Annotated in this window: 22 protein-coding genes and 1 pseudogene; 13 read left to right on the forward strand and 10 right to left on the reverse strand. The window is 36.6% G+C overall.

What is annotated here, in order from left to right:
• Positions 1 to 7: 7 nt before the first annotated feature.
• The gene (locus tag QSE00_RS11650; protein WP_286106090.1) at positions 8 to 955 is read left to right on the forward strand and encodes a helix-turn-helix domain-containing protein; all 948 of its coding nucleotides are present in this window, start codon (positions 8 to 10) and stop codon (positions 953 to 955) included.
• 141 nt (positions 956 to 1,096) lie between these two features.
• Here the strand turns inward: QSE00_RS11650 and QSE00_RS11655 are convergent, their stop codons facing one another.
• The 7 genes from QSE00_RS11655 to QSE00_RS11685 form a co-directional block, all read right to left on the reverse strand.
• Positions 1,097 to 1,831: a YggS family pyridoxal phosphate-dependent enzyme gene (locus QSE00_RS11655; RefSeq protein WP_286106091.1), complete on the reverse strand. Its 735-nt coding sequence runs from the start codon at positions 1,829 to 1,831 to the stop codon at positions 1,097 to 1,099.
• Entirely contained in the window at positions 1,828 to 2,550 is a 723-nt protein-coding gene (locus QSE00_RS11660; protein ID WP_286106092.1) for an AAA family ATPase, read from the reverse strand. The genes QSE00_RS11655 and QSE00_RS11660 overlap by 4 nt, the downstream gene beginning before the upstream one ends.
• 116 nt (positions 2,551 to 2,666) lie before the next feature.
• On the reverse strand, positions 2,667 to 3,206 hold the full coding sequence (locus QSE00_RS11665; RefSeq protein WP_286106093.1) for a YfiT family bacillithiol transferase: 540 nt from the start codon (positions 3,204 to 3,206) through the stop codon (positions 2,667 to 2,669).
• Positions 3,207 to 3,216: 10 nt separating this feature from the next.
• Positions 3,217 to 4,275, reverse strand: coding sequence for a branched-chain amino acid aminotransferase (locus tag QSE00_RS11670; protein WP_286106094.1), 1,059 nt, complete (start codon positions 4,273 to 4,275; stop codon positions 3,217 to 3,219).
• 12 nt (positions 4,276 to 4,287) lie between these two features.
• Positions 4,288 to 5,376, reverse strand: coding sequence for an isochorismatase family protein (locus QSE00_RS11675; RefSeq protein WP_286106095.1), 1,089 nt, complete (start codon positions 5,374 to 5,376; stop codon positions 4,288 to 4,290).
• Between the two features lie 10 nt (positions 5,377 to 5,386).
• Positions 5,387 to 6,325 (reverse strand): DMT family transporter, encoded by a 939-nt coding sequence (locus QSE00_RS11680; protein ID WP_286106096.1) that lies wholly within the window; start codon positions 6,323 to 6,325, stop codon positions 5,387 to 5,389.
• A gap of 17 nt (positions 6,326 to 6,342) precedes the next feature.
• Positions 6,343 to 6,918 (reverse strand): GNAT family N-acetyltransferase, encoded by a 576-nt coding sequence (locus QSE00_RS11685; RefSeq protein WP_286106097.1) that lies wholly within the window; start codon positions 6,916 to 6,918, stop codon positions 6,343 to 6,345.
• A 99-nt stretch (positions 6,919 to 7,017) separates the two neighbouring features.
• On the opposite strand from QSE00_RS11685, the gene QSE00_RS11690 reads away from it, so the two are divergent.
• Positions 7,018 to 8,433, forward strand: a complete 1,416-nt coding sequence (locus tag QSE00_RS11690) for an aminotransferase-like domain-containing protein (protein WP_286106098.1) — start codon at positions 7,018 to 7,020, stop codon at positions 8,431 to 8,433.
• Between the two features lie 21 nt (positions 8,434 to 8,454).
• On the opposite strand, the pseudogene QSE00_RS11695 reads toward QSE00_RS11690, so the two are convergent.
• The 3 genes and pseudogenes from QSE00_RS11695 to QSE00_RS11705 all read right to left on the reverse strand — a co-directional run.
• Positions 8,455 to 8,697 (reverse strand): annotated as a pseudogene (locus QSE00_RS11695) (site-specific integrase); the annotation flags it as partial.
• 147 nt (positions 8,698 to 8,844) lie between these two features.
• The gene (locus QSE00_RS11700) at positions 8,845 to 9,618 is read right to left on the reverse strand and encodes a helix-turn-helix domain-containing protein (RefSeq protein ID WP_286106099.1); all 774 of its coding nucleotides are present in this window, start codon (positions 9,616 to 9,618) and stop codon (positions 8,845 to 8,847) included.
• The gene (locus tag QSE00_RS11705) at positions 9,619 to 10,533 is read right to left on the reverse strand and encodes a ketopantoate reductase family protein (RefSeq protein ID WP_286106100.1); all 915 of its coding nucleotides are present in this window, start codon (positions 10,531 to 10,533) and stop codon (positions 9,619 to 9,621) included.
• 137 nt (positions 10,534 to 10,670) lie between these two features.
• Here QSE00_RS11705 and thiC point away from each other — a divergent pair, with 137 nt between their 5' ends.
• From thiC to QSE00_RS11760, 11 genes are all read left to right on the forward strand, one after another.
• Positions 10,671 to 12,512: a phosphomethylpyrimidine synthase ThiC gene (gene thiC / locus QSE00_RS11710; RefSeq protein WP_286106101.1), complete on the forward strand. Its 1,842-nt coding sequence runs from the start codon at positions 10,671 to 10,673 to the stop codon at positions 12,510 to 12,512.
• Positions 12,509 to 13,240, forward strand: coding sequence for a hydroxymethylpyrimidine/phosphomethylpyrimidine kinase (locus QSE00_RS11715; protein WP_286106102.1), 732 nt, complete (start codon positions 12,509 to 12,511; stop codon positions 13,238 to 13,240). Before thiC ends, QSE00_RS11715 begins: the two co-directional genes overlap by 4 nt.
• 11 nt (positions 13,241 to 13,251) lie before the next feature.
• Positions 13,252 to 13,926 carry a thiamine phosphate synthase gene (gene thiE / locus QSE00_RS11720; protein ID WP_286106103.1) on the forward strand — a complete coding sequence of 225 codons (675 nt, stop codon included), beginning with the start codon at positions 13,252 to 13,254 and terminating at the stop codon, positions 13,924 to 13,926.
• Entirely contained in the window at positions 13,907 to 14,329 is a 423-nt protein-coding gene (locus tag QSE00_RS11725) for a GNAT family N-acetyltransferase (RefSeq protein ID WP_286106104.1), read from the forward strand. Before thiE ends, QSE00_RS11725 begins: the two co-directional genes overlap by 20 nt.
• A gap of 25 nt (positions 14,330 to 14,354) precedes the next feature.
• Positions 14,355 to 14,876 (forward strand): GNAT family N-acetyltransferase, encoded by a 522-nt coding sequence (locus QSE00_RS11730; RefSeq protein WP_286106105.1) that lies wholly within the window; start codon positions 14,355 to 14,357, stop codon positions 14,874 to 14,876.
• Positions 14,877 to 15,135: 259 nt separating this feature from the next.
• Complete coding sequence (locus tag QSE00_RS11735; protein ID WP_286106106.1) at positions 15,136 to 15,717, forward strand: Crp/Fnr family transcriptional regulator; 582 nt, start codon at positions 15,136 to 15,138, stop codon at positions 15,715 to 15,717.
• Positions 15,718 to 15,765: 48 nt separating this feature from the next.
• Entirely contained in the window at positions 15,766 to 16,620 is an 855-nt protein-coding gene (locus tag QSE00_RS11740) for an SDR family oxidoreductase (protein WP_286106107.1), read from the forward strand.
• A 50-nt stretch (positions 16,621 to 16,670) separates the two neighbouring features.
• Positions 16,671 to 17,609: a proline dehydrogenase family protein gene (locus QSE00_RS11745; RefSeq protein WP_286106108.1), complete on the forward strand. Its 939-nt coding sequence runs from the start codon at positions 16,671 to 16,673 to the stop codon at positions 17,607 to 17,609.
• A gap of 179 nt (positions 17,610 to 17,788) precedes the next feature.
• The gene (locus QSE00_RS11750) at positions 17,789 to 18,631 is read left to right on the forward strand and encodes an alpha/beta fold hydrolase (protein WP_286106109.1); all 843 of its coding nucleotides are present in this window, start codon (positions 17,789 to 17,791) and stop codon (positions 18,629 to 18,631) included.
• A gap of 60 nt (positions 18,632 to 18,691) precedes the next feature.
• The gene (locus QSE00_RS11755; RefSeq protein WP_286106110.1) at positions 18,692 to 19,264 is read left to right on the forward strand and encodes an AAA family ATPase; all 573 of its coding nucleotides are present in this window, start codon (positions 18,692 to 18,694) and stop codon (positions 19,262 to 19,264) included.
• Positions 19,265 to 19,275: 11 nt separating this feature from the next.
• Positions 19,276 to 19,641, forward strand: coding sequence for a cupin domain-containing protein (locus QSE00_RS11760; RefSeq protein ID WP_286106111.1), 366 nt, complete (start codon positions 19,276 to 19,278; stop codon positions 19,639 to 19,641).
• The last annotated feature ends 17 nt before the right edge of the window (positions 19,642 to 19,658 follow it).

The raw sequence follows: 19,658 nt of genomic DNA on the forward strand, positions 1-19,658 counted from the left end.
AAGAAATATGAAATACAAAATGTCTATTGATAATTCTAGTTACCAGTTTGAAAAAGGTAATGCGAGTACTTCTGAAGTTTATGAGAGAAAGGATATTTTATCTGATAATAATGGATTTAATATAGACTTGACGAATATTTTCTTAAAGGGAATCCACTTAAAATGGGGAAGCTATCAGACCAAGCGCGTTAAAACCTATTCAGTTTCTCCTGAAAAAGAAACCATAGTTGCCCACTTTTGTCTCAGAGGTTCTTGTGTTAGTGAGCATAAAAGCTACCTGAATATAAATAGGGGCGAGTGCATCTTGTTTAAGGAAGACAAAGACGATTACTTATTTCATATGGATGTAGACGATGGAATTGGGGAATTCTTTGAAATTTCTTTTTGTCCCCAATTTTATGCCGATAATTATTCTGATGATAAGATTGTGGATAAAGTGCTCAATGGAAAAAAACTGTTTACCTCCATATCCAAAGATCCAATCATGCGAAAGATCATTACGGCCATGTACCAGCGAAAGGATAATTATTCGGGAAAGTTAAAACAGGTATATCTTGAGTCAAAAGTATCCGAATTATTATTGACACAAATAGTCTGTCTTCACCGACAAAATAAAAACCATAAATCCCTGAAATTGAGCAGGAGGGATATCGATGCCATTTACCATGTAAATGAAATTATCAGTAAAGATTTTACACATACAACGATACCCAGCCTTGCTTTATCCGTTGGAATAAATCAAACCAAATTAAAAACGGGTTTTAAAGAGATATTTGGACAGAGTGTTTTTGAATATCTAGTGGATCAGCGAATGAATAAAGCCAAAGAATTGCTGGTATCCACAGCTACTTCTGTTTCTGAAATAGCTAATATTATAGGTTATAATCATCCACAACATTTTATAACGGCATTTAAACGGCAGTTTGGGTGTACCCCAGGGGAATTTAGAAAATAACGCGAGGGATACTTCAAAGAATGGCATTAGCCTTGTCAGGTATTTTTAAGGTGGCTGGTTTACTGTTTTTGTTCATCCTATTATTTAATATTGCCCGAGCTTTCAAAAAGCATGTGTGCCAAATAATGGATATGCATCATATTAGTTTTTAGTTTCGTTCCAGTAATAACTGTCAGGATAGAGCCGCTCCCCAAAAATGGCCGTGCCGACCCGGACCATAGTTGCTCCTTCCGCTATGGCTATTTCAAGGTCACTGCTCATCCCCATTGAAAGTTCTTTCATTTCAACATTCGGAATTTTTAAAGCTTGAATTTCTTGTTGCAGGTTTTTTAGTTTTTGAAAACATGGCCTGATTTTATCTTTATCGGTACTGAACAACCCTATTGTCATCAGCCCTTTTATATGGATGTTTTTATAGGTTGAAACGACCTTTATCAATTCGATGGCATTGTCTGGATCTACGCCAAACTTGCTTTGTTCATTGGAAGTGTTTACCTGGATGAATACGTCTATTTCTTTTTTTTCAAAAGCCAGCCTTTGATGCAGTTTTTTCGCCAACCTTAAATTGTCTATAGATTGAATACAGGATACGTTGTATTTCAACAACTCTTTGATCTTGTTGGTTTGTAAGTGCCCTATGAAATGACTTTCGTGGGGAAAACCTTTTAGGGCACCATACTTTTCTTTTATTTCCTGAACCTTATTTTCCCCTATCAAGGTTTGCCCTGATTGAAGGGCGATCTTAATACGTTCGGCAGTAACGGTTTTAGTCGCCAAAAGCAGTTTTATCTCTTTAGGATTCCGGTGGTTCTTGATGCAGGCATTCTCTATTCTCTGCCGAATACAGTTTAGGTTGTTTAAAATGTGAGGGTTCATGCTAATTTGGTTTTATCCTTTTGTTCCAATGCTTCTATCACTTTTGATTTTATAAGTGTATACGTGTAATCTTTGGCTTCGGCAAAGGAGATTTGATATTTACGCTCTATGATCTGCAAATTTTTGGGAAAGGGAGCTAATAATTGGTTGTAATATGTGTCCAGAACTTTTTCTGTTGGCAATTCAAATCGGATGCTTAACTGGAATCTTCGCAATAAGGCCAAATCAATAATTTCAGGATGATTGGTAGCACATATTAGTAATGCATCAGTGGGATAATAATCGATCAACTGAATAATGGTATTGACCAACCTTCTCATTTCACCTACATCTTTATCGGCACTCCCTCTTGATTTACCTATCTGGTCAAACTCATCCAAAAACAATACTGCTTTCTCTCTTGAAGCTTTATTAAAAACCTGCTTTATATTTTGTGATGTTTCACCTATACGTGAGCAGACTACATTACTTAAATTCAGTATCAAAATATTCTTATCTAATGCATTTGCTATTGCTTTTGCTGTCATCGTTTTGCCACACCCTGAGTTTCCCTTGAGCAAAACTTTATTATTTACAGACAAACCATATTTTTTAAGTTCTTCTACATATTTATGTTCTTTAATTAATTGTTCGATGCTTTTGCCGTTTTCTTTATTGAGAAAAACAGCATCTAAATCTACACGGTCTTTATTACGTATAATTAGGTCAACTACATTCATTTAATAATTGTTAATGGAGATCTGAAATGAATTCAAACTATTATAAAAGGAATTGCTTACCCTTACCTTACTACTCGGCCATCCGACCTTTACCCTAATTATTTCCTGCATTCTATTCAAGCCCATTCCATTTTTTGTTTGGTGTGAGTGATATGGGCTAAATGGTGTTTACAATGCCAAGTATACTTTGCCATTGCTTCATCTATTTTTAAATTTTTCCGAAGCTGTGGATGGAAAAAGTCTCTTTTCCAATCTTTTTCATTCAAACTGTCCAATAGTGCTACCCAGCGTTCGTGAACACCCTCCAGTATTTTCAAAGAGGGTTCAATCGGGAAACTATATGCGTCCAAAAGTGTTGCCCAAACGTCTTCTTCAAACGGTTTTATTACGGGGCTTTCTTCGGTAAGGGCATACTTGATTCGTGAAAAACAGCTCATATTGCTATCCGCAAGGTGATGTACTACTTGCTTGATTGTCCAGCCACCATCTCTATATGGGGTGTTCAATTTTTCATCCGTTAATGATGCTACCTCATTTATTATTTTTTCTGGGAACGAAGCAATTATGGAGATGTAATCTGAACGCATTTCTTTGGTAATGGAAGATGGTTCTTCATAGTTTCCAATCGGATATTTTTCTAGATTTATCTTTGACATAATTTTGATTTTAAATAAAATGATTCCAGTGGTACTTATCTGTAGTTCTTCCTCGTCTTATGTTGTCCAATTCCTTTTTTAAGCGGTACATAACAGCATCGTTTTCAATATAAGGGAAGTAGTCAACTTCTTGAATTTGCACACAGGAGATAGGTGAGATTACAGCAGCAGTTCCAACCCCAAAGAGTTCAACCCGATTTCCTGATTCCAGTTGTTCTTTTAGTTCCTTCCAACTCACAGGTCTTTCTTCCACCTGTATGCCTAAATCCTTTGCTATTTGAAGGATAGAACTACGTGTTACGCCATCTAGGATAGAAGAGCTAAGCTTGGGAGTGACCAATTTGTTATCCATAAAAAGCATCAGATTCATCGTTCCCGACTCTTCTATAAATTCGTGGGTTTTGGCATCTGTCCAAATTACTTGGTCAAAACCTTGTTCATTTGCCTTTTTGGTAGCAAAGAACGCAGCCCCGTAATTCCCTCCACACTTTGCATAGCCAGCACCACCTTCCGCAGCCCTAACATAATCTGTTTCTACTTTCACACGAACTGGCTTAGGGTAGTATAATCCCATAGGGGTACAGGTAATACAAAACAAATATTCATCCGCAATTTTAACCCCTAAACGGGGCTCAGTTGCAATGATGAAGGGACGAATGTATAAGCTAACACCTTCTTCTTTAGGAATCCAATGTTGTTCCAATTGGATTAGTTTCTCTAGTGCATTCAAGAATAATTCTTCCTCTATCTCAGGCATACACATTCGCTCCAAGGAACGGTTAAATCTTTTGTGGTGTTTTTTAGGACGAAATATGTGAACTTTTCCATCGTCTTGCCTAAAAGCCTTCATCCCTTCAAACACCGTTTGTCCATAGTGAAAGCATAGTGCAAATGGACTAATGGTCAAGGAATGAAAGGGCTCTATTATTGGGTTAACCCATTTTCCGTTTTTAAATTCAGCTAGAAAAAAATGGTCTGTGGGAGTTTCTCCAAACTGGAACGATTTAAAATTGAACCTTTCCCATCCATTTTCCTTGTTTTTGGTGGTCTCTATTTTTATAGTATTCATAAGTATTGTATTTTATAAGATTAGCTCCATCATTACATCAGCTCTTTTGTATTTACCGTCTTCCAATGGTATTTCTTTGAAGCCGTTCTTTTGGTAAATGGTCAATGCTTTTGTTAATTTTTTCTGAGAGTATAAAATCAACATCTTTGCTTTTAAAACCCTTGCTTTCTCAATAGCTCCCTGACATAACATTCTTCCCGCTCCAAGTCCTTGGCAAGATTCGTCTACTGCCATTTTGGTTAGTTCCATTACACCATCACTTATGTATTTTAATGCAACCGTTCCTATAATTTTGCCATTATATTGAGCAAACAAAATACAGCCTCCATCATTTAATATGGCTTCTTCGGGATGGGTCAGTACATATTCATCCACGGGTTCAACACTATAATATTTTCTGAGCCAAGCCTTGTTGAATTGTTCAAAGTAAGGCTGCCATTCGCTACGGTAATCCACTAAGGTGATGTTACAAATCAGTTTCTCCAATTGGTGACCTTTAATGATTTCCACGCCTATATTTTGAATCTCTTTAATCCCTTTTTCATACAGTCCAGATAGGGCTGTAGGGACAATCCCAATTTTAAAATCCCGCTCACTGGCCTGATAGATAGTTGTCCTGGGACAGTTTGGAAAATTGCAGCCTACTACCAATAATGAATCAATTTCCTTTTTATGAAGAAAAGATTCCAGTTCCGTTTGATAGAATGCACCCCATCTGGGTTTGTACATCACATAATCAAAGAGTGCTATTTTTAAGATCTCTCCGGAAAGGAGCTTACTGTGGTTTGGTTCTATACTGTTTGCAGGGAGTAGTGCAGGAATTATTTGAGCACCTTCTGAATGAGGCTTGACAATCTCTTTGCCGTTTTCAATTAAAGCACGTCTGCATAGATCCACATTACTGCCATCTTCTTTGTAAAGTCTGATGATATGGATAATCGGGCGATTATGTTTGCGGAACGCATTGGCAATTTCTGAGATATGAGGTACAACTTCCAGAGTGCCTTCAATAGGTGAAGCCCCATCCAAAAGGGTAAAATCCTTTTGCATATCTATGATCAAAAGTGCAGAATTCCGCCAATTTAATTTTGTATAATCCATTGCTTTTAATTTATTTATCCGTAATCTCCACTTTTTTTATTTCCGTTTTAATTTTGGGGACTTTATACCCTTTATTAATAAAATAAACTCCTCCTAGAGCAGCTATTAAGGCTAGTATAGTAATATTTGTCATTTTTTCATTCAAGAATAAAAAACCTAATAACAATGCAATAAAGGGATTGAAGTAGGCATAAATGGAGGATAGTCCCAAAGGAAGTTTTTCGAGGGCATAGACAAAGCAACTATACGCTAGAATAGACCCAAAAACGATTAGATATAATAAAGCCCAAAGGCTTTCACTGGACACCATCCCTAAATGGGTTAAATCATCAAAAACCGGACACATAAGTAATAGTGCCAAACCTCCAAAAATCAGCTGAACCGCTGCATTGGTGATTAAATTGCTTTTAGGCGGTCTGTGTTTGGCATAAATAGCTCCAAAAGCCCAAGCGAGACAAGCTCCAAAAGCCACTAACATCCCAATAAGGTAATCTGTGTTGGTTACATCTTGTATATTGTCCTTGAATATCAATACAATTCCTATGCTTCCCAGTAATAATCCTATGATAATCTTTGCATTTGGAAATTGACGGTCTGCACCGCTGAGATAGTTTAGAACTACTACATAAACGGGCATAATAGAAACAATGAGTGCGGCCAAGCCACTAGGAATGTATTTCTCGCTCCATCCAATGACGCCATTTCCCAGAGCTACCATAAGGACTCCTGGAACGGCTTGCCTTTTCATATCCGATTTTGACAGCTTGCTTAATCTGCCCGAGAGTTTAAGCGCTATGAGCATTAAAATGCCCGCTATGGTATGGCGGATTCCTGAAAATAGGAACGGAGGAAATGTAGCCACTCCTATTCGCATAGCAAAGTAGGTTGTTCCCCAAACAATACAAACAACAGCTAGAGCTATATATGCCAATAGAGGTTTCTTTTCCATAGTTGTCGATATTAAATTTATACCCTGTTTTGTTCCCAATCCCAGACTACGATATGCCAATCCTGTATACCATCGAAATAAGTGTGCAGAATACGAAACCCAATTTTTTCGTGAGCCTTTAGAGAACGTTTGTTTGTTACTGCTATCTCTGTTAAACAAAGGCTATACACTGTACTTAAATCAACTTGCATTTGTTGGTACATTTGAGAAAGAAGTCCCAAACCCCTACTGTCTTTATCAATACAGACTTGACCTGATATAACATAGCTGTAGTTTTCCAATGCAAAGGATTTATAGTTAATATCCTTGAACTCTTGAAACATTGGTTTTAACAGTGGGAATTCCGATTTTAACGAACGAACTAATGTCAATACATATCCAACTACATTGTCTCCATTGATTGCGATGTATTGCGGTGCCTTAGAAGACATTTTTTTCAAAACCCCAAAATCGTGTTTTAGGGTAACAAATCCATTGATCTCCTTTTCTAAAATTGGAATGTTCTCAATATGGTTCTGTTCCTGTAAGGAAAGAATACCTTCAAATTCTGCTTGACTTTGAGCTATTTTGATATGTGTATTTTGGCTTGTCATCTGATTAAAAAACTATTTATCAACAAATTTCGATAAAAATAATTAATGGGTACAGATACATTTTTGTTATATTTGTAGGGTACAGATTTTTAATAACTAATGGGAAAAGATTTATTATATGTTCGAATAGCCAAGGCATTGGAAAAGCAGATAAAGAATAAGGTTTTGTCATCGGGGGACAAACTACCTTCTTTAAGAACCATAAAAGAGGAATATGGTGTGAGTATGAACACCGCTACACAAGCCTTTCTGGAACTCGAAAAATGGGGTTTGATAGAGTCTGTTCCACGTTCAGGGTTTTATGTAAGCAATCTTACCGAGCGGCAATTGAAGACTCCTGAAACGAGCAATCCATCTGCTTCTACTGTTCAGGAAGAAGCAGAGCAATTAATTACAAAAGTATACCGCTCCCTTACTGATACTTCAATAACACGATTGTCCCTGGGAGTACCGGACCATCAGTTGGTTCCAATCGCAAAACTTAATAAATCTTTGATCCATTCTATGCGTAATTTAGGTGGGGGAGGAACCGATTATGAGGAAATTCAAGGTAACAGAAAATTAAGGAAGTATATTGCCAGATGGTCATTTACTTGGGGAGGTGATTTTAGTGAAGAAGATTTCGTTACCACGGCTGGGTCAATGAACGCCATTTCTTTTTGTTTGATGGCACTGACCAAACGAGGGGATACTATTGCTGTCGAGAGTCCTATTTATTTCGGCATCCTGCAATTGGCCAAAAGTTTAGGCCTACACGTCTTGGAGATGCCCACACATCCCGTAACAGGTATGGATTTGCAAGCATTAAAGAAGGTTGTCCCTAAAATAAAGGTTTGTTTGATTGTTAGTAATTTTAGTAACCCATTGGGAAGTTGTATGCCGGAAGCCCATAAAAAGGAACTTGTTTCTATGCTTGCAGCTCACGATATTCCAATTATTGAAAATGACCTATACGGCGATGTTTATTTTGGGGATAGCAGGCCGAAACCTTGCAAAGCTTTTGATACGACAGGAAATGTATTATGGTGTGGTTCGGTTTCCAAAACCCTAGCTCCCGGTTACAGGGTGGGGTGGGTTGCACCAGGGAAATATCTTGCTCAGATCAATCATTTAAAACTGTTGCACTCGGTATCCTCAACAACCATCACCCAAGAAGCAATCGCTCATTTTTTGGAAAATGGCCGGTATGAAAACCATTTAAAGAAAATGAGAAGGACTTTGGCAACTAACAGTTTATACTTTAAGCGCGCCATTGCAGATTATTTTCCTGAAAACACGAAAGTCAGTAATCCGCAGGGAGGTTTTATGCTCTGGGTGGAACTAGACCCTAAAATGGATACCGCCATACTTTATGAAAAGGCTATGGAACATAAAATAAGTATTGCTCCAGGCAGAATGTTTACGCTACAAGACCAATTCCACAATTGTATGCGGCTTAGTTACGGGCAACAATGGACAGAACAATTGGATAGTAAGTTGAAGCAATTGGGGAATATTGCTAAAAGGATGTTTTAAGTAACTATAGCTTATTTAGAATTAAAAGTTTATCACGCTATCCAACGCATCATCTGCATCTTTATGGATAAAATTCGCTTGATAATTTAGAGTTGTTTTTAAATCACTGTGGCGATAAAGTTTTTGCAACATTAAAGGGTGTATTCTATCTCCAGCTATATTTCCGAAACTATGACGGGCAATGTGATTTGACAAATTCTTATCGATATCACATTCTTTGGCAATTCGTTTTAAGTATTTATTGAATAATTTTGTTGCATTCCTTGTCTTTCTAAAAACATCTTCAGTATATCATTCAATATTTCCTGTATTAGTTCTATTTTCTGTCAGTTTGCATATCAAAACCATCCTTTACATACTGGGCTTTTCCACCATTAAGAACTTAAAACAGAAAGTCTAATCTTAATAAAGTTAGGGGAGCAAGGATAAAAGTGCAACAGGTGTATGTCCTGACCATCTTTTAACCTCTTTGATAAAGTGATTTTGGTCGTAAAAACCATAGTGGAAAAAATCAGGGGTACATCCCGTTTTATGAATGTGCTTAATTGCCAGCCTGCACCGAATCATTGACTGTACCTGTTTGGGAGTTAATCCGGCATATTGCATCGTTATTCTTTGAAGATGCCGTTGGCTTATTTGGAGCATTCTTGACATTCGACTTGCAGATGATGCGTAATTTTTTCCGCCTATGATGAGTTCTAAAAATTGATTCCATAGAACCTGCCCATTTCTATCCTTTCCACGAGAAAGTTTTTCAATTTGATTATTAAAAGTATTCATAAAAACATCTGGTTGGACTTCTTCAAAAAAAGGTGTCAACCAATTAAAAGCAGGCAGTATCTCATCCTGTAAAATAATTTTATTGGTCAATAGGCTTGTTTCTTCCTTGAAAATAGGCAAGGTACTTCCAAATTGAAAGGTCACTCCAAAGGCTAGGTTTCCCTCGGGGTGTAAATATTCTGCAAAATTAGTCCTTGGTCCCAAAATGCGCGTATCTCTGATAACTAGAGGGTCAAACCGATTATCTTTAACCGTATATGGAGCCCCAAGAGTGAATACCCAATTCACATAGGGATAGGCAAAAATATATTCTGTTACTCCACGTCCTTTTATGCTTAAATCAAGTAACCAATAATATCTTATAATATGGCGTAAATGTTCTGGTGGGGAAAATATTTGATACATCTATCTGTTTAATTCTGATTTTATTTTTACTAACTCCCCAAGTAACTTTGTTTCCTGGACTAGTGCCTCCAAGTTCATTTCCTTTGCTATCCTAAAAACCTCAAAATTGAGGGTGTCTATTTCTGTTTCCCTTTTATTCCGAATGTCCTGCAACGTGGATATAAACTGACCGTCGGACATTTTACTGATGGAAATTACCTGATCCTCAACTTCTTTAGCTCCTAAATCAATCCCCTTCTTCTTTGATATAAGTACACATTCCTTAATAATTCTCCTCGCTAAAGAAAAGACTTCTGTATTTCTGTGGAAAATCCCATTATCAACTTCCAATAAGGGACATATGGAATTGAACACACAATTCGCAATCGCCTTTTTCCAAATAATTCTATCGATTTGTTTTTCAGCAACAAACCTGAATCCGGGCGTATCTATTTCCTTTACAATTGTTTCTAGAACCGTACTATTCTGCCGGACAACACCAATGGGAGATTCCGCTACAGGTTTATAGCTTACTTCGCTTTTTGAAATATTTTGACTTGTTGCAAAAAGTACGCATCTATAGACCTCTTGAAAATTATTCTCTATAAAGGGTTTTTCTATACCCAAACCATTCTGCAAGATAACTATTGGTGAATTAATAGCCTTGCTCTTTAGCTTTTTGGCAAGCTCCTTATTTCCAAAAGATTTATTGGTGAGTACAACCAGACCACTTAAGCCAGAGAAGTTGCATAAGGAATTGAACCTTACATCCGCTGTCAACTCTTGTCCTGATTTAAGTTTCAACGTTATTTTTTCGCTATACGAACTACCATCATCAACACTTCCTCGAATAAGCTGAACGTCTTTACCATGTCGTGTTAAGCAAACCGCCAATGCTTTACCAATTGCTCCTGCACCAATTATATATATAGTCATTCATTTTTGATTTTATCTAAACACAAATTACGGTAAAACGCCCTATTTTAAATAGTATAAGTTGGACATTCTAACCCCTATGTCCACCTTGTACTATCTTTTTTACAGCTATTTAATCACTTTTGTTCAAAAAACAAATGGACAAAAAAAATACGGTTTCAGCCGATTATAAACAACATATTTCAAGAGAACCTTTTCCGAATTCAAATAAGCATTATGCAACCACAACTAATGGTTTAAAGATTCCTTTTAGAGGCGTTAAACAAGCTAAAACCACCATAAATGGAACAGAAAAGGACACCACAAATCCAGAGGTATATCTATATGATACCAGTGGTCCTTATACCGACCCAAAAGCCACTATTGATTTAACGCAAGGGCTTCCTGATGTTAGGGATTGGTTGGCAAAAGACAAGCAAATAATAGAGCTGTCACAACCATCATCTGAATATGGGAATACACGTTTAAAAGATAGTACGTTGGATACCTTACGATTTCCAAATATTCGAAAACCGAAACGTTCCACAAGACCATCACATACGCAAATGTATTATGCAAAACAGGGTATTGTTACTCCGGAAATGGAATACATAGCAGTACGGGAAAACCTGATGATGGAGGATTACCATCAGCACTCTGGGAACAGTTGGGGTGCTAATATTCCTAAAAAAATCACTCCTGAATTTGTTAGGGATGAAGTAGCTAAAGGTCGTGCCATCATTCCTGCCAATATTAATCATCCCGAATTGGAGCCTATGGTAATTGGGCGTAACTTCCTTACTAAAGTGAACGCCAATATTGGAAACTCGGTGGTGACTTCCTCTATTGCAGAAGAAGTGGAAAAAGCCGTATGGGCTTGTCGTTGGGGAGCTGACTCCATTATGGATTTATCCACGGGAGAAAACATCCATGAAACCCGAGAATGGATTATACGGAATTGCCCTGTACCATTGGGTACTGTGCCCATTTATCAAGCGTTGGAAAAAGTCAATGGAAATCCGGAAGCGTTAACTTGGGAGCTTTTTCGCGATACACTTATTGAACAGGCAGAACAGGGAGTAGATTATGTTACACTGCACGCCGGCGTACTATTAAAGTATATTCCGCTCACGGCTTCACGGCTTACGGGTATTGTTTCACGAGGTGGAAGCATCATGGCCAAATGGTGTTTAGCACATCATAAAGAAAATTTTATTTACACCCATTTTTCTGAACTATGCGAAATATTGAATAAATACGATGTTTCCATTTCATTAGGTGATGGACTTCGCCCAGGTAGTATTTCAGATGCCAATGATAAAGCACAGTTTGCTGAATTGGAAACCTTGGGAGAACTCACGAAAATCGCTTGGAAATATGATGTTCAGGTAATGATTGAAGGTCCAGGACATGTTCCTATGCAGTTAATTAAAGAAAATGTGGATAAGCAATTGGAACTTACTCACGAAGCCCCTTTTTACACGCTAGGTCCACTCACTACGGATATTGCTCCGGGATATGATCATATTACGAGCGCTATTGGAGCTGCCTTGATTGGCTGGTTTGGTACTGCTATGCTTTGTTACGTAACCCCCAAAGAACATTTAGGGTTACCCAATAAAAAAGATGTAAAGGATGGATTGATTGCCTACAAAATAGCAGCCCACGCAGCAGATTTGGCAAAAGGTTTTCCATCTGCCCAATATAGGGATGATGCATTGAGTAAAGCAAGGTTCGAGTTTCGATGGGACGATCAGTTCAATCTTTCATTGGATCCCTTTAGAGCTCGTGAATATCACGATGAGACTTTACCTGCAGAGGGGGCGAAAATAGCTCATTTCTGTAGTATGTGTGGCCCTAAATTCTGTTCGATGAAAATCACACAGGAGATACGCGAACTGGCCCATGAAAAAGCAGCTACAGAAACGAAAGTCATTGAAGAAGGTTTAAAGGAAAAGGCTGAAGAATTTACAAAAAAAGGATCCTCCATTTACTTATGAAGCAACCAAAAGTATTATCGATTGCTGGGTTTGACTCTTCAGCGGGCGCAGGAATTCTAGCAGATATAAAAGTATTTCAGCATTTCAATGTCTATGGTTTTGGGGTAATGAGTGCCTTAACCATCCAAAATGAATCAGAGATTCGAGGTATTCGTTGGTCAACACAAAAAGAGATTAAAGATCAGATAGATGTCATTTTTTCCTTTCACACTATAACTGCCGTAAAGATTGGAATCTTAAAAGATTCCGACACTTTGAAATGGTTGGTCAAACTTTTAAGAGACTACGACAAAGACTTAAAAATTGTATGGGATCCTATATTCAAAAGCTCTAGTGGATTTAATTTTTGGAATGAAATTGACCCAAAACAGTTATTAAGCACCATTGAACTTATTGACCTAATTACACCAAACAAGGAGGAATACTCAAAACTTTGGGATGATGATTTTTCCTTTCATGAATTTAATGGACATACTACTGTTCTGCAGAAATCAGTTTCTGAAAATGAAGAATTTGTTATTGATTACCTGTGGTGGAATCAAAATGTACATCATCTAGAATCCAGAAGATTTACTGGCTTTGATAAACATGGTACGGGTTGCATATTGTCTTCGGGCATAACAGCTGGACTGGCACTGGGTTTAAATATGAAACAGGCTTATTATAAATCAAAAGAATTACTCAATCACTATATGTTAAGTAGTGAGTCTTTACTTGGCATTGCTTAAACAAATACGCTATGACACAGAATAGAATATCCAAAATTCATTTTATCACTCAAAATATGCCCCATAAAACACATCAGCAATTGGCACTCGAAGCCTGTGAAGCCGGTGTTGATTTGGTGCAACTTCGGCTTAAGGATATGGAAAGGTCGGAAATGCTTGATATCGCATTGGAAACTAAAAAGATATGTAAGCGGTTTAATGCTACATTGGTGATTAATGATCATTTAGACCTCGCTATAGAAATTGATGCAGACGGAGTACATTTAGGAAATGGGGATATCGATCACGAGATTGCAAGAAAGGAGTTTGGGCAACATAAAATTATAGGGGCTACTGCTTATAATGAGACAGAAGCTGCATTTCATCAACAAAAAGGTATAGCAGATTATATCGGGCTAGGTACTTTTCGTAAAACACGAACCAAACCAGAGATCAAAGATTTTCTATCCTTAGAACAAATCAAAGCCTTAATTGATAAGCAAAAGCAAAACTATAACAATCCCATCCCATTTCTGGTTATAGGTGGAATTAGGATCTCAGATATAAAACCCTTATTATCGATAGGGGTTTATGGGATTGCCATTGCTTCTTTGATTAATAAGAGTGATGAAAAGAAATTAACGTTTCAAAAAATACAGGCTCAGTTTACCAAAGCAGAAAATAAAAATGAAAGAACTCATTATTAATACAGACCATAATCAACTGGATGTTCAGCTGATAACGGATTTTATTACCCAGACGTATTGGGCAAAAGGACGGACGCTTCATCAAGTGCAGAGAACCATAGCAAACTCTTTAAATTTTGGAGTATATCTGGATGATAAACAAATCGGATATGCCCGGGTAGTGACCGATTTTACCATAATAGCTTATCTGATGGATGTGTTCATCATAGAAAGTGAAAGAGGTAAAGGCTACTCTAAAAAATTAGTGGAATACATCCTCAATCATCCGAGTTTAAAGCGTGTTGAAAATTGGAAACTGTCCACAAAGGATGCTCACGGATTGTATCGAAAATTTGGATTTAAAGAAGTGCAAGATCCTAAAAAAATGATGGAACGAGAATTAAAAAATAGCACCTCTCATTAAAGGTCGCGATAGAATTAAATTTAGAATGAATAAAATAGAAATCCGACTGGCAAATAAAAAAGATGCTAAATCCATAGCTCTTTTAGGGAGAACAACATTCTCTGAAACCTTTGCCCATTATTTTAAACATAAACAAGATTTACTAGATTACCTTAACACTACTTTTTCTGTTGATAAGATAGAAAAAAGCATCGAAAAACCGAATAACCAATTTTGGTTAGCAAGTGTCAATAGACTTCCTGTTGGCTATGCTAAACTTAAATTAAATTCACAATCTGAGTTTATTTTGTCTAAACCGGTATGTCAACTTCAAAAAATATATGTACTTAAAGATTTCTTATCTATGAGAATAGGTTCTAAATTACAACGTGACTTACTTAAAAAGGCAAAGCAATTGGGATTTAAAAATATCTGGCTTTCGGTATTTCAAGAAAACACTAGAGCCATCCATTTTTATAACAAAAGTGGATTTGAAAAAATTGGTGAACATGATTTTCAGATTGGTAAGGAAAACTTTCGTTTTTTTGTGATGAAGAAACAGTTATAAATTTATTTTTTTTGAAATGAGACCGTAGGAAACCTAAATAGCCACATTATAGTCTACAAACAGTAAACTACCTCGGGGCAATCCAGAAAGCTATCGGGACACGAGGCATTGAAAGGAAATTCAAGTTTGATTTCGACGCCCGCCTGAACGGAACGGGCGGGCAAGCGTCGGAGCATTTAAATCTCGATTATCGAGTAAAAAATCTCCTGATCATTTCGGAAATTATCTCATCTATTTTTTTGTATTTTTGGTAACACATATGGAAAGATTACTAGAGAATATAAAAATATACACCTCTATTAATAAAGATGAAACACAGCTACTAAAAGAAGCCATCGAGACAAAAACATTTCTCAAAAATGAGCTAATTTTTGCTGAAGGAAAAGTAGCAAATGAAATTTACTATGTAACTAAAGGTTGTGTACGACTTTATTATAATGTTAAAGGGAACGATAAAACTGCTTTCTTTTATTCAGAAGGACAATTTATTTGTGCAGGTGAGAGTTATACATTTGATGTTCCTGCCAGTGAAAACTATCAAGCAATTGAACCAACAGAGCTACTCATTTTCACAAAATCGGTCACAGAAAAATTATTAGAGGCAGTTCCTAAACTGGAAGTCATTGCCAGAATAGCCACTGAGAACGAATTGATAACCACTCAAAAAGTAATTGCTTCTTTCGTAACAAAATCGGCGGAAGAACGATATATCGATTTATTAAATACCCAAGGAGATCTTTTCCTACGTGTTCCACAACAATATATAGCTTCTTTTTTAGGTGTTTCTCCCGAAACTTTAAGTAGAATAAAAGCACGTGTTTTTAAAAAACCAAGTTCTTGACTATCGTCAAGAATTCTAATTTGAGAATCATTTAGCTTTGTAATAAAAATGAATACAAAGCGAGTTTTAGTAGCTGGAGCTACCGGATATTTAGGACAATTTTTGGTTAAAGAACTCAAAAAGAGAGGCTTTTGGGTGCGAATATTAATCCGTAAGGAGGCTCAAAAAAAATTGTTTGGTAACGTAGACGATGTTTTTATTGGCGAAATAACAAAACCCCAAACGCTTAACGGTATAACACAAAATATAGATTGGGTAATTTCTACGGTTGGCATTACACGCCAAAAAGACGGACTCACCTACATGGATGTCGATTATCAAGGGAATTCTAATTTATTAAAAGAAGCTTTAAAAGATCAAGTAGAAGCTTTTCAATATATTTCGGCCATCAATGGCGACAAATTAAGACAATTAAAAATATTTGAAGCCAAGGAAAAATTTGTAGATGAATTAAAAGTATCTGCCGTTCGAAGCTACATTATGCGTCCCAATGGTTTCTTTTCTGATATGAAAGATTTTTTAAGCATGGCTAAAGGTGGTCGAATCTATCTTTTTGGCGATGGAAATCAAAAATTGAACCCGATTCACGGAGCCGATTTAGCTCAGGTGTGTGTCGATAAATTGATGGCGAAAAGTACCGAAGAATCGATTGGCGGACCTGATGTTCTCTCTCAAAATGAAATAGGGGAACTCGCCTTAAAAGCGTGGAATAAGCCCATGAAAATTTCTCATTTTCCGGATTGGGTAAGAATAAGCGTGATTTGGTTTTTAAGAACCTTTACTTCCTCTAAAACCTATGGCCCGATTGAGTTTTTCTTAACTGCCATGGCAAATGACAACGTCGCCAATCCATACGGCACCCATCACCTTAAAGACTTTTTTGAAAGTGAAGTAGCAAAATAAGTTAACCAAGTACAGAACATTCAACCCATATTTAAATACGTGCAAATTAAATGAAGGAAAAAGAATTATTAAAAATGGGTGCAGAAAGTCTAAGAAAAGCGGCACTAAATGAAGATGCTAAAGCATATATATTAAATAACAAACCGCTATACAATGTAGTAAAAAAGGCTGCAAGTCGTTATATAGGAGGGGAAACTGTTCCCGAAGTTCTTAAATCTATAGCAATATGGAACCATAAGAAAATTAGTGTAACTACTGATTTTATGGGTGAAAATATCAGAAACGAAAAAGAGTCCAATGCAGCTACAAAAGAGTTTATAAACCTTATTAATGCAATTAAAATTCAGGAATTGAATTCTTCAGTATCATTGGATTTAACTCATATAGGTCTGTTAGTTTCTAAAGATTTAGCTATAAATAACTTAAAACTAATTAGTGAGCAGGCTGCAACGATAGGTCAAGAAGTTATACTAAGTATGGAAGGGATTGATCGTACGGATAAAATTCTAGAGGTCTATAAAGAAGTATTAAAAACACATGAAAATCTTGGTATAACTCTGCAGGCTTATTTACATAGAACTAAAGATGATTTTAAAGACGTCCTTCAATTACCTGGAAGCATCCGAATGGTCAAGGGAGCATATCAAACCCCAAAGGGAATAGCTTTAGACCGAGGAGTGGCTCTTGATACAATTTACTTAGATTATGTATCACAATTACTTGCAAAAAATAAAAAATGTGCCATAGCTTCACACCATACCAAAATATTTGAGGAAAGTACCAAGTTAGTGGATCTTTATGGTGCCACAGATTATGTTTTGGAAAGACTTTTAGGAATTGGGAATGAAGGCTTATTGGAATATCATCACAAAGGCTATAATTGTCGAATTTACATAGTTTATGGTAAAGAGTGGTACCTCTATCTTTGTAATCGTTTTGCTGAATATCCGATGAGTGTTTTTCAAGGAATTGAGGATATGCTACCTTAAGCGTTCTAGCATCCTAAAGGTTTTTTCAAATAATAAAGTAAACTACCTCGGGGCAATCCTGATAGCTATCGGGACACGAGGCATTGAAAGGAAATACAAGTTTGATTTCGACGCCCGCCTGAACGGAACGGGCAGGCAAGCGTCGGAGCATTTAAATCTCGATTATCGAGTCAAAAACAATGAATAAAGAAGCATACCGAAAAAACATAATAGAAAAATTAAAGGTAAATATAGAACAGAGAAAAGTAGTTGTTGATACGATAAAAACATCCTATTTGTTGGCTGGTAATGGTTACCCCGTTGTTTTATTGCATGGAGGTGGTGCTGGCGGGGTTACTTGGTACCCTTCAATTGATGTTCTTGCAAAATATTTTCAAGTAATTGTACCGGATATCGTTGGGTATGGAGAATCAGACAAACCCGAAGATGCGAATTATAGTCGTCCCTATTTTGTTAAGTGGCTCAAAGGATTTCTGAATGAATTAAAAATAGCAAAAGCTAACATTGTAGGGCTGTCTCAAGGAGGAGCTATTGCTTTACAGTTTGTTATCGATAATCCAGAGAGGGTTAATAAGCTTGTTATGGTTAATTCTGCAGGATTGGGTGCAAAAGTATCTTTTTGGGCTATGATTGGAGTGCTATGGATGAATAATGCACCATCAGAAGCAGCCAATTCGTTTAATTCAAAATATATACTTCACAGCCCAGAAAAAAGAGACCCGAATCACGGTCTCTATTCAATTGCCGTGCTCAAATCTAAAGGTGGAAAAAATGCCTTCAGAAAAGGCCGAGGAGCTGCTGTTTCTAAAATTTCGGAAGAATCATTGTCCCAAATAGAAAATGAAACGCTTATTATTTGGGGAGCAGAAGATAAACTATTCTCTATTAAATCTGGGGAAGCTGCTGCAGAAACAATACCTAATGCAAAGCTTAAAGTAATACCCAATGCAGGACATTTACCATTAATAGATAATCCCAAAATATTTAATACAATACTTACTGAATTTTTAAGGGGTTTCTAATTATTTATATAATCTCGTGTTCTAGTATAGTAGGTTTAGAAAAACAGAACGTAAAATTTAATGATTAAATCAAAACAAAATTCCAATTTCCATATCCTAACAGGCGGTCCCGGAGTAGGCAAAACAGCCCTGTTGACGGAGCTCGGAAAAAGAGGTTTTTCTGTGGTTCCTGAAGTTGCTCGCCAGTTAATCAAAGAACAACAAAAAGCTAACGGAGAAGCGTTACCATGGAGAGATAAAGAACTTTACAAAAAAATTATGTTTGACCGTTCAATCAAGAGTTATGAGCAAACCGAAAAAAATGCAAACAACGGTAAACCTGTATTTTTTGATCGTGGATTTTTAGATTCATTAGGTTATGCAAAACTCATTGAGTCCGAAATAAGCGAGTACATGATTTCGTATGCTGACCATTGGAAGTACAATCCCGCCATTTTTATACTTCCGCCTTGGCAAGAAATTTACGAAACAGACAATGAACGTAAACAAAATTGGAGGGAAGTAATGTTGACACATACTACTATCTTGAAAACTTATCAAAGTTATGGATATCAAATGGTTGAAGTACCAAAAGTAGATGTAAAAAGCAGAGTGGATTTTGTACTAAAATTCATAAGGGAAAATAATTCATAAAAAGCCTTAATATGGAAATACATAAAGTAAACCTCCAATCAAAATTAAACACATTTAGCGAATATTGGACGCCAAAAATAGTAGGAGAACTTAATAATCAATTGGTTAAAATAGCAAAATTCAAAGGAGAATTCGTTAAACATAAACACGAGCAGGAAGATGAACTCTTTCTGGTTGTAAACGGGACATTATTCATAGAATTGAATGATAAAACGTTAGAGTTACATGCAGGGGAATTTGTGGTAATTCCAAAAGGAATAGAGCATAAACCTTACGCTCCTGAAGAAGTTAGTGTCTTATTATTTGAACCTGCTACAACGCTAAATACGGGAAATACAAACAGCGACCTAACGGTTACTGATTTGGATAAAATATAAGCAGTGGTAACAAATTA

It is taken from the genome of Arenibacter flavimaris, assembly GCF_030291335.1.
Taxonomy (GTDB): Bacteria; Bacteroidota; Bacteroidia; order Flavobacteriales; family Flavobacteriaceae; genus Arenibacter.

Excerpts from the sequence above, each read along its gene's own strand:
- QSE00_RS11650 (WP_286106090.1), top strand. The coding sequence starts at position 8 with ATGAAATACAAAATGTCTATTGATAATTCTAGTTACCAGTTTGAAAAA.
- QSE00_RS11730 (WP_286106105.1), top strand. The coding sequence starts at position 14,355 with ATGAATAAAATAGAAATCCGACTGGCAAATAAAAAAGATGCTAAATCC.
- QSE00_RS11660 (WP_286106092.1), bottom strand. The coding sequence starts at position 2,550 with ATGAATGTAGTTGACCTAATTATACGTAATAAAGACCGTGTAGATTTA.
- QSE00_RS11665 (WP_286106093.1), bottom strand. The coding sequence starts at position 3,206 with ATGTCAAAGATAAATCTAGAAAAATATCCGATTGGAAACTATGAAGAA.
- QSE00_RS11685 (WP_286106097.1), bottom strand. The coding sequence starts at position 6,918 with ATGACAAGCCAAAATACACATATCAAAATAGCTCAAAGTCAAGCAGAA.
- QSE00_RS11740 (WP_286106107.1), top strand. The coding sequence starts at position 15,766 with ATGAATACAAAGCGAGTTTTAGTAGCTGGAGCTACCGGATATTTAGGA.
- QSE00_RS11700 (WP_286106099.1), bottom strand. The coding sequence starts at position 9,618 with ATGTATCAAATATTTTCCCCACCAGAACATTTACGCCATATTATAAGA.
- QSE00_RS11715 (WP_286106102.1), top strand. The coding sequence starts at position 12,509 with ATGAAGCAACCAAAAGTATTATCGATTGCTGGGTTTGACTCTTCAGCG.
- QSE00_RS11680 (WP_286106096.1), bottom strand. The coding sequence starts at position 6,325 with ATGGAAAAGAAACCTCTATTGGCATATATAGCTCTAGCTGTTGTTTGT.
- QSE00_RS11675 (WP_286106095.1), bottom strand. The coding sequence starts at position 5,376 with ATGGATTATACAAAATTAAATTGGCGGAATTCTGCACTTTTGATCATA.
- QSE00_RS11750 (WP_286106109.1), top strand. The coding sequence starts at position 17,789 with ATGAATAAAGAAGCATACCGAAAAAACATAATAGAAAAATTAAAGGTA.
- QSE00_RS11690 (WP_286106098.1), top strand. The coding sequence starts at position 7,018 with ATGGGAAAAGATTTATTATATGTTCGAATAGCCAAGGCATTGGAAAAG.
- QSE00_RS11725 (WP_286106104.1), top strand. The coding sequence starts at position 13,907 with ATGAAAGAACTCATTATTAATACAGACCATAATCAACTGGATGTTCAG.
- QSE00_RS11745 (WP_286106108.1), top strand. The coding sequence starts at position 16,671 with ATGAAGGAAAAAGAATTATTAAAAATGGGTGCAGAAAGTCTAAGAAAA.
- thiE (WP_286106103.1), top strand. The coding sequence starts at position 13,252 with ATGACACAGAATAGAATATCCAAAATTCATTTTATCACTCAAAATATG.
- QSE00_RS11705 (WP_286106100.1), bottom strand. The coding sequence starts at position 10,533 with ATGACTATATATATAATTGGTGCAGGAGCAATTGGTAAAGCATTGGCG.
- QSE00_RS11655 (WP_286106091.1), bottom strand. The coding sequence starts at position 1,831 with ATGAACCCTCACATTTTAAACAACCTAAACTGTATTCGGCAGAGAATA.
- thiC (WP_286106101.1), top strand. The coding sequence starts at position 10,671 with ATGGACAAAAAAAATACGGTTTCAGCCGATTATAAACAACATATTTCA.
- QSE00_RS11760 (WP_286106111.1), top strand. The coding sequence starts at position 19,276 with ATGGAAATACATAAAGTAAACCTCCAATCAAAATTAAACACATTTAGC.
- QSE00_RS11735 (WP_286106106.1), top strand. The coding sequence starts at position 15,136 with ATGGAAAGATTACTAGAGAATATAAAAATATACACCTCTATTAATAAA.
- QSE00_RS11755 (WP_286106110.1), top strand. The coding sequence starts at position 18,692 with ATGATTAAATCAAAACAAAATTCCAATTTCCATATCCTAACAGGCGGT.
- QSE00_RS11670 (WP_286106094.1), bottom strand. The coding sequence starts at position 4,275 with ATGAATACTATAAAAATAGAGACCACCAAAAACAAGGAAAATGGATGG.